Here is a 7,576-nt window from a genome sequence, read left to right as displayed (position 1 = left end):
TATAACGGCTATTCAACACGCGTAAAGAGGCAATCAGCAATTAATTTTGTCATGCGGGGCGTGTGCCGGCGCGCGGCAAACACCAACTAAGGCAACATGATTGACCGGAGCGGCCGACGGGCGCGAAAGGACGCGGTGACGTACGCCGCGCGACGAATTACCGGCTGAATTGCAGCATCGATAGAGCATTCATCAATGCGCGGAATTGCAATTATTACCCGGTCGAACGCGGGTCAGTGCGGAAATAGCGCCCCGCCGAGAACGGCGGTCCCCGGCGGGACGCTAGCTCAATCGGATTAAAGGCCGAGGCTGCCTAGAATGCCACCAATGGTGCCGACGCCGCCGCCGGCGCCGCCGATGAGGCCCGAGCCCCCGGCGCCCCCGGTAACGGTTGTCGCGCACCCCGGTACTGCTAACACCACGGCCACCCCGAGGGCCGCGACGGCAGCTTTGAGGGTTTTCTTGGTGCTCTTCGCCTTCATGATCGTGCCTTCCATGTGAGGGGTAGTTGAACAGCCGTCTAATTGACTGTCGATCGCCGTCATACCCCCTGTTAAACATGGGTAAACCAAACTTTTGGGATTAATTTCTATATTTTTGTACGGTTCGTTTGTTCGGGCGGAAGTTGCAGGTGCGGCGCCCGGAGGTCTAATGTCAACGCTCGTGCGTCTTTTCGAGCGTTTCGTAGTAGCTAGCACCCGCAGCGGGGTCTGATCCTGACCGACCCCCCGCTGTGGGTCGGAAGCTACTGTCGTCGGTCGCTCCAGCAGACCAGAGAAGACCGGCACGATGACTTTTCCCGAGCGCCAACAGCTCCACTCTTTCCACCCCGCCAGCGCGTGGTTCGGCGAACGCTTCGGCGTCGCGTTGCCCCGCGGCCTGCGCGAACAGGCCGACACCATGTCCTGGGAGGGCTTCGTCGCGACCTACGGACGCAACACCGGCCCACTGCGGCTCGGCCACTGGGAATGCGCCGACGCAGGTCGCGTCGCGACCCGGCTGGGCCCGCAGGCCCGCGACTTCCGGGCGGTGATCGCGATGGGCGATCGCATCAGCACGCTCACCGCCGCCGCCGGTGGGCCGATCGCGGCGCTGACCGCGATGCTGCATGAGTGCGGGATGACGGTCGAGATCGTCCGATTTCATCAGATGCGGTCGGCGACCGGCATCGCCACGTTCATCCGCGGTGGCGACGGGGCGCGCACCGAATGGGCGATGGGCTGGTCGGACGATGCGACGCAGTCCGCGCTGCGTGCGGTGATCGCTTGCGCCAACCGGCTTTTCGCTCTCGAGTGAGGCGGCCGCTCTCGGCGATCACGGGGTGAGTTTCATGTGCGCTAGCGCCGGTGATAGCGCACATGAAACTCCGTCCCTACCCCGACGGCGGCCACCGCCGGGGATGCTCTACAGCGGGCGCAGCACAATCGGCATGCCGTCCATCGGAATCGGCATGCCGCCGTAATCCCAGTGCGGCTGGTAGCCGGGCCGGGCCAGCTCCATGCGGTAGCGGCGCAGCAGCCGGTGCACGACCGTCTTGACCTCCAGCTGACCGAACACCATGCCGATGCACTTGTGCGCGCCGCCGCCGAACGGCGCGAACGCATACCGGTGCCTCTTGTGCTCCGAGCGCGGTTCGGCGAACCTCTCCGGGTCGAATTTGTCTGGCTCCGTCCACAATTCGGACAGCCTGTGGTTCATGCCGGGCCAGATGGTGATGTTCGTTCCGGCCGGGATGTAGTGTCCCAGCAACTCGGTGTCGCGCACCGCCATCCGCATGTTGAACGGCAGCGGAGTCACCATGCGCAGCGACTCGTTCATGATGAGTTCGAGCGTTTCCAGCTTCTCCAGCGACTCGATGTCCAGCGGCCCGTCGCCGAGGCGGGCCGACTCCTCGCGCGCCCGCTCCTGCCACTGCGGATTGGCGGCCATGTTGTAGACCATCGTGGTGGTCGTCGAGGTGGACGTGTCGTGGGCGGCCATCATCAAGAAGATCATGTGGTTGACGATGTCGGAGTCGGTGAAGCTGTTGCCGTCGTCGTCCTCGGTGTGGCACAGCACCGTGAGCATGTCGTTGCCGGTGGCGTTGCGGCGATCTCGGACCCGCTCGACGAAGTAGTCCTCCAGCAACTTGCGGGCCTTCAGGCCCCGCCACCATTTGAACGGCGGGATCGGCTGCCGGATGATGGCGCCGCCGGCGCGCGTCGTCGTGGTGAACGCCTGATTGACCTTGGTGACCAGGTCGTGGTCGGACCCCGGCTCGTGACCCATGAACACCAGCGACGCGATGTCGAGGGTGAGCTCCTTCATCGCCGGGTGGAACAGGAACCGCGCGTCATTGGTCGGCCAGTTGGCGACGATGTCGGTCGCCACCCGATCGATGTGCTCGACATATCCGGTCAGCCGGCTGCGGGTGAAGGCCTCCTGCATGATCCGGCGGTGGTACATGTGCTCATCGAAGTCGAGCATCATCAGGCCGCGGTTGAAGAACGGCCCGATCACCGGGTGCCAGCCTTTCTGCGAGAAGTCCTTGTTCCTGTTGGAGAAGACGGCCTGGGTGGCGTCGGGTCCCAGCGCGGTGACCGCCGGCATGATCGGCGAGTCCAGATAGATCAGCGGGCCGTGGTTTCGATAGAGGTGCAACGCATAGTCCGGGCCGCCGCGGAACAGCTCGATGATGTGGCCGAGGATCGGCAGCCCGGCGTCGCCCAGCACGGGTTTGAGGTCGCTGCCGGCCGGCGGTTCCGCCAGGATCTTGGTCTGCCACTCGTGGGCCAGCAGACGCTTCTCGATCGCCGCCATCCCCGGGATGGTCTGCAGTGTCGGGGTGAACCGGCGCCGCGCCTGATCCAACAGGTACTGCGGGGTGCTGATGGTGGCGGTCATAAACGCTCCTTTGCGTGCCCTCCCGGTGACGGCCGTCACTGATTCATAACCTTCGCTGAAAAACTTGACGGCTGTCAAGTTTGCTTTTCGGGCGGCGTGGTGCAAGGTCAGGGAGTGACCAGCGACCCCGCCACTCCCGAGCCGGGCGCCCGACGGCGTGGCGACAAGCAACGCCAGGCAATCGTGGCTGCGGTGCGTGAATTGCTGCAGGAAAAGCCTTTTGCGGAGCTGTCGGTCAGCACCATCAGCCTGCGGGCCGGGGTGGCCCGGTCCGGCTTCTATTTCTATTTCGACTCCAAATACGCGGTGCTGGCGCAACTGATGGCCGAGGCCACCGAGGAACTCGAAGAGCTCACGCAGTACTTCGCGCCACGCCAGCCGGGGGAGTCGCCCGAGGAGTTCGCCAAGCGGATGGTCGGCAGCGCGGCCGCGGTCTACGCGCACAACGACCCGCTGATGACCGCCTGCAACGAGGCCCGCCACACCGACGTCGAGATCCGCGACCTGCTGGACCAGCAGTTCGAGGTGGTGTTGGGCCAGATCGTCGCGATTGTGGAGGCCGAGATGAAGGCCGGAACCGCCAATCCGATCAGCGACGACCTGCCGACCCTGATCCGCACCCTGGCCGGCACCACCGCGCTGATGTTGACCGGCGACCCGGTGCTGGCCGGAGCCGACAGCGATCGGGACCGGCGGGTGCGCGTGCTCGAGCGGCTGTGGTTGCACGCGCTGTGGGCGGGCCGTCCCTAGCGCGGTGGTACCGCCGGTATCGTCACCGCCATGGCGCAGAGGGGATCCGGGCGGTCTTTCGCGGGGAAGCGGTGCCTGGTCACCGGTGCGGCCAGCGGCATCGGGCGTGCCACGGCGTTACGGCTGGCCGCGCAGGGCGCCGAACTTTATCTGACCGACCGGGATCGCGACGGCCTGGAGCAGACGGTCGCCGACGCGCGCGCACTGGGCGCTCAGGTCCCCGAGCATCGGGCCCTGGACATCGCCGACTACCAGCAGGTGGCGGCGTTCGCCGCCGATATCCACGCCGCACATCCCAGCATGGACGTCGTGTTGAACATCGCCGGCGTCTCGGCGTGGGGCACGGTCGACCGGCTCACCCACGAGCAGTGGAGCAAGATGATCGCCATCAACCTGATGGGCCCGATCCACGTCATCGAGACGTTCGTCCCGCCGATGGTGGCGGCCAAGCGCGGCGGGCATCTGGTCAACGTGTCCTCGGCGGCCGGGCTGGTGGCCCTGCCCTGGCATGCCGCCTACAGCGCCAGCAAGTACGGGCTGCGCGGCCTGTCGGAGGTGCTGCGCTTCGACCTGGCCCGCCACCGGATAGGCGTGTCGGTGGTGGTGCCCGGCGCGGTGAACACCCCGCTGGTGAACACCGTGGAGATCGCGGGCGTGGACCGCGAAGACCCCAACGTCGCGCGGTGGGTGCGCCGATTCGCCGGCCATGCCGTGTCGCCGGAGAAGGCCGCCGACAAGATCCTGGCCGGGGTGGCCAAGAACCGATACCTGATCTACACCTCGGCCGACATCCGCGCGTTCTACGCCTTCAAAAGGCTTGCGTGGTGGCCCTATAGCGTGGCGATGCGCCAGGTGAACGTGATCTTCACCAAGGCGCTGCGGCCCGGCCCGCCGCTAGTCCCCCATGACCAGCTCGAGGCGCACCCCCAGCAAGCGGACCGGCCGGTCGAGCTCGAATAGGTCGAGCACCCGCAGGGCCGCGGCCACGATGACGTCGCGGTCGGTGCTGGGCGCGTCGAGCTTGCGAATCTTGGTGCGCGTGTAGAAGGTCGCGGTCCGTACGGTGACCGCCACCCGGGTCACGACCCGGCCCGCCGCCAGCACGTCCGTCAGCGCCTGTTCGGCCAAATCCGTTACGGCCGTGTCCATTTCGGAGCGATCGGTGAGATCGCGCGGGAAGGTGACGACGTGGCTGCGCGAGCGCGGCATCCATGGCTCGGCGCTGACGTGGCTGTCGCCACCGCCCTTGGCCAACAGCAGCAGCCACAGCCCGGTGCGCGGGCCGAACGTCGCGGTCAGCAGCTCGGCGTCGCAGTGGGCCAGTTGCCGGACCGTCGTGATGTCAAGTTCGGCAAGCTTTTTCGCCGTCTTGGGGCCCACGCCCCATAGCGCGTCGACGGGGCGCTCGGCCATCACCGGCAGCCAGTTCGCATCGGTCAGCACAAAAATGCCGCCCGGTTTCGCGAATCCGGTGGCGACCTTGGCGCGCTGCTTGTTGTCGCTGATGCCGACCGAGCAGGACAGCCCGGTTTCCGAGGAGATGACGCTGCGGATCTGCTCGGCGACCTCGGCGGGGTCCTGTGCCGTCACCGCGACATAGGCCTCGTCCCAGCCCCACACTTCGACCGGATGGCCCAGATCGCGCAGCACCCCCATCACCTGATCGGAGGCCGCGTCGTAGGCGGCCGGATCCGAGGGTAGGAAGGTGGCCTCGGGGCAGCGGCGGGCGGCCACGCGCAGCGGCATGCCCGCCCGCACACCGAACTCCCGGGCCTCGTACGAGGCGCAGGTGACGACCTTGCGCGGTTCGTTCGGGTCGCCGCTGCCGCCGACGATGACCGGCAGCCCGGCCAATTCGGGGTGGCGGCGCAACTCGACCGAGGCCAGGAACTGATCGAGGTCGACGTGCAGGACCCAATCCGTGGCGTTCACCGCCCGCACAGCTTGCGTGCCAGGCTCTCCCACGCGTCGCCCAACGTTGCCAGCGTGTGACCGCCCTCGGCCAGTTGATGTTCGACGTAATCGACGTCCAGCAGCGCGAGCAATGCGTCGGTCTGGGCATCGAGGTCGCCGGTGGAATCGGCCGCCTTGAGCAGCATCCGCACGTGCGTGCGTAACACCATCGCCGGTGCGTTGTGCCGGTTCTGCGGGTCGCGATTGGCGGCGGACAGCAGTTCGCAGTGGTCGTGAGCGAAACGGATCCGCTCGCGGCCGAACGCGACCAGCCGGTCCGTCGGGGGCGCGCCGGGGCCCAGGGGCGGCGGACCGAACAGGAACGCCTGCTGAACGGCCTGTTCGTCCTCGTCGAGGAGCACCATCATCAGACCGGCCCGGCTGCCGAAGCGGCGGAACAGCGTGCCCTTGCCCACCCCGGCGGCCGCGGCGATGTCGTCGGTGGTGACGGCGTCGGCGCCGCGCTCGGCGACCAGGTTTCGGGCAGCCTTGAGGAGCAGGGCGCGGTTGCGCGCCGCGTCGCCCCGTTCCTGGTACACCACCTGGGGCGCGCACACGTGCAACTCACCGGACCGCTCGCTCACCCCTGCACTTTAACGCCGCCGGAATAAAGTGGACTACAGTCCGGTTAGGCCGTGCGAGGATGTACGCAACGATCGAAGGGAACCTGGGAACAGTGGCAATCAAAATCTTGGCGTTAGTGGGAAGCCTGCGGGCCGCGTCGATCAACCGCCAGATCGCCGAACTGGCGCGGGAGGTCGCCGCCGACGACGTGACCGTCACGATCTTCGAAGGCCTCGCGGAACTGCCCTTCTATAACGAAGAGATCGACGACGCGATGAACACCGGCGCGCCGCCGCTGGCCCCGGTGACCGCGCTGCGCGCCGCGGCCGCCGATGCCGACGCCGCCCTGGTGGTGACTCCCGAGTACAACGGCAGCTACCCGGCCGTCGTCAAGAACGCGATCGACTGGCTGTCGCGCCCGTTCGGCGACGGCGCGCTGAAAGGCAAGCCCCTGGCGGTCATCGGGGGATCCTTCGGCCAGTACGGCGGGGTGTGGGCGCACGACGACACCCGCAAGTCCTTCGGCATCGCCGGCGCACGGGTGGTCGAGGCGATCAAACTGTCGGTGCCGTTCAAGACCTTGGCGGGCAAGGCGCCCGGCGAGCACCCCGAGGTGACGGCGAACGTGCGCGACGTGGTCGGCAAGCTGGCCGCCGAAGTCGACTGATTGGCAGAAGTCAACAAGCCGCTCGCCGGGCGACCAGCGCGGTTGCCCTAACCGAATAGCAGAAGCCGCCAGGTCCGCCTGGCGGCTTTGCTGGCTGCGGATGGGTTCGTCGCCGCCGGCGGTGTTGTCGGTGGCCGCTGCTATACCAATCCCTATCGGAACCCCCGCCCCGGCGTGTGATCTGCGACACGCCGAGCGGGTGTCCGGATTTTTCCGCGACAAGGCTCACGACCAGGGAATTTCAAAATTGTTATTCAGAACATCTTGTATCTCGACAACTTGTCACCCACTAGGTGTAGTGTTTCGAGCACCGGCAGATCCCCGGGCCGCCGAGCCAGCCAGGCTCGGCGAACCCCCCGAAATCGGCACACACAGGTCGTTCGACCTCGCCCGCCGTACGACGGGAATCAGGGGGCCTGGCGGATCGCTGAACCTAACAAAGACGCAGTCCAAAAGTAGTTGCCAGTCCATTGGGTCCCCCTCTTCCGCAAAGGAGCGGCATTCTATGAGCATCACCGTGTACACCAAGCCGGCATGCGTGCAGTGCAGCGCCACCTACAAGGCGCTCGACAAGCAGGGCATCGCCTACGAGAAGGTCGACATCTCGCTGGACGCCGAGGCGCGTGACTACGTGATGGCCCTGGGATACCTGCAGGCGCCCGTCGTGGTGGCCGGCAACGACCACTGGTCGGGTTTCCGCCCGGACCGCATCAAGGCGCTATCGGCGGCGGAACTGAGCGCGTAAGGCAAGACGTCAGG

9 protein-coding genes are annotated in these 7,576 nt (G+C 66.7%); 5 read left to right on the top strand and 4 right to left on the bottom strand.

Annotated features, from left to right (window positions below; all coding sequences use genetic code 11):
* Window positions 1–296: 296 nt before the first annotated feature.
* The gene (locus tag A9W96_RS24130) at window positions 297–545 is read right to left on the bottom strand and encodes a hypothetical protein (protein ID WP_156748952.1); all 249 of its coding nucleotides are present in this window, start codon (window positions 543–545) and stop codon (window positions 297–299) included.
* A gap of 244 nt (window positions 546–789) precedes the next feature.
* Here A9W96_RS24130 and A9W96_RS24125 point away from each other — a divergent pair, with 244 nt between their 5' ends.
* The gene (locus tag A9W96_RS24125; RefSeq protein WP_067143656.1) at window positions 790–1,296 is read left to right on the top strand and encodes a homocitrate synthase; all 507 of its coding nucleotides are present in this window, start codon (window positions 790–792) and stop codon (window positions 1,294–1,296) included.
* Between the two features lie 108 nt (window positions 1,297–1,404).
* On the opposite strand, the gene A9W96_RS24120 is transcribed toward A9W96_RS24125, so the two are convergent.
* On the bottom strand, window positions 1,405–2,883 hold the full coding sequence (locus tag A9W96_RS24120; RefSeq protein WP_067143653.1) for a cytochrome P450: 1,479 nt from the start codon (window positions 2,881–2,883) through the stop codon (window positions 1,405–1,407).
* Between the two features lie 114 nt (window positions 2,884–2,997).
* On the opposite strand from A9W96_RS24120, the gene A9W96_RS24115 reads away from it, so the two are divergent.
* Both A9W96_RS24115 and A9W96_RS24110 read left to right on the top strand, forming a co-directional pair.
* Window positions 2,998–3,633, top strand: coding sequence for a TetR/AcrR family transcriptional regulator (locus A9W96_RS24115; protein WP_066881260.1), 636 nt, complete (start codon window positions 2,998–3,000; stop codon window positions 3,631–3,633).
* 30 nt (window positions 3,634–3,663) lie between these two features.
* Window positions 3,664–4,593, top strand: a complete 930-nt coding sequence (locus A9W96_RS24110; RefSeq protein WP_067143650.1) for an SDR family oxidoreductase — start codon at window positions 3,664–3,666, stop codon at window positions 4,591–4,593.
* Here A9W96_RS24110 and A9W96_RS24105 read toward each other — a convergent pair.
* Both A9W96_RS24105 and A9W96_RS24100 read right to left on the bottom strand, forming a co-directional pair.
* Window positions 4,528–5,565, bottom strand: a complete 1,038-nt coding sequence (locus A9W96_RS24105) for a DNA polymerase IV (protein ID WP_067143659.1) — start codon at window positions 5,563–5,565, stop codon at window positions 4,528–4,530. The genes A9W96_RS24110 and A9W96_RS24105 overlap by 66 nt on opposite strands.
* Window positions 5,562–6,170 (bottom strand): TetR/AcrR family transcriptional regulator, encoded by a 609-nt coding sequence (locus tag A9W96_RS24100; RefSeq protein WP_067143647.1) that lies wholly within the window; start codon window positions 6,168–6,170, stop codon window positions 5,562–5,564. Before A9W96_RS24100 ends, A9W96_RS24105 begins: the two co-directional genes overlap by 4 nt.
* A gap of 59 nt (window positions 6,171–6,229) precedes the next feature.
* On the opposite strand from A9W96_RS24100, the gene A9W96_RS24095 reads away from it, so the two are divergent.
* Window positions 6,230–6,817: an NAD(P)H-dependent oxidoreductase gene (locus tag A9W96_RS24095; protein WP_066864743.1), complete on the top strand. Its 588-nt coding sequence runs from the start codon at window positions 6,230–6,232 to the stop codon at window positions 6,815–6,817.
* Window positions 6,818–7,322: 505 nt separating this feature from the next.
* On the top strand, window positions 7,323–7,562 hold the full coding sequence (locus A9W96_RS24090; protein ID WP_064877378.1) for a redoxin NrdH: 240 nt from the start codon (window positions 7,323–7,325) through the stop codon (window positions 7,560–7,562).
* Window positions 7,563–7,576 lie beyond the last annotated feature (14 nt).

It is taken from the genome of Mycobacterium sp. 1245852.3 (assembly GCF_001669335.1).
Lineage (GTDB): Bacteria > Actinomycetota > Actinomycetes > Mycobacteriales > Mycobacteriaceae > Mycobacterium > Mycobacterium europaeum_A.
Note: the sequence above shows the minus strand (reverse complement) of the source record. Positions and strands in the feature narration are given on the sequence as shown.

What these genes read in the sequence shown, in the direction of transcription:
- A9W96_RS24125 (WP_067143656.1), top strand. Translation starts at nt 790, where the DNA reads ATGACTTTTCCCGAGCGCCAACAGCTCCACTCTTTCCACCCCGCCAGC.
- A9W96_RS24095 (WP_066864743.1), top strand. Translation starts at nt 6,230, where the DNA reads ATGTACGCAACGATCGAAGGGAACCTGGGAACAGTGGCAATCAAAATC.
- A9W96_RS24090 (WP_064877378.1), top strand. Translation starts at nt 7,323, where the DNA reads ATGAGCATCACCGTGTACACCAAGCCGGCATGCGTGCAGTGCAGCGCC.
- A9W96_RS24110 (WP_067143650.1), top strand. Translation starts at nt 3,664, where the DNA reads ATGGCGCAGAGGGGATCCGGGCGGTCTTTCGCGGGGAAGCGGTGCCTG.
- A9W96_RS24130 (WP_156748952.1), bottom strand. Translation starts at nt 545, where the DNA reads ATGACGGCGATCGACAGTCAATTAGACGGCTGTTCAACTACCCCTCAC.
- A9W96_RS24120 (WP_067143653.1), bottom strand. Translation starts at nt 2,883, where the DNA reads ATGACCGCCACCATCAGCACCCCGCAGTACCTGTTGGATCAGGCGCGG.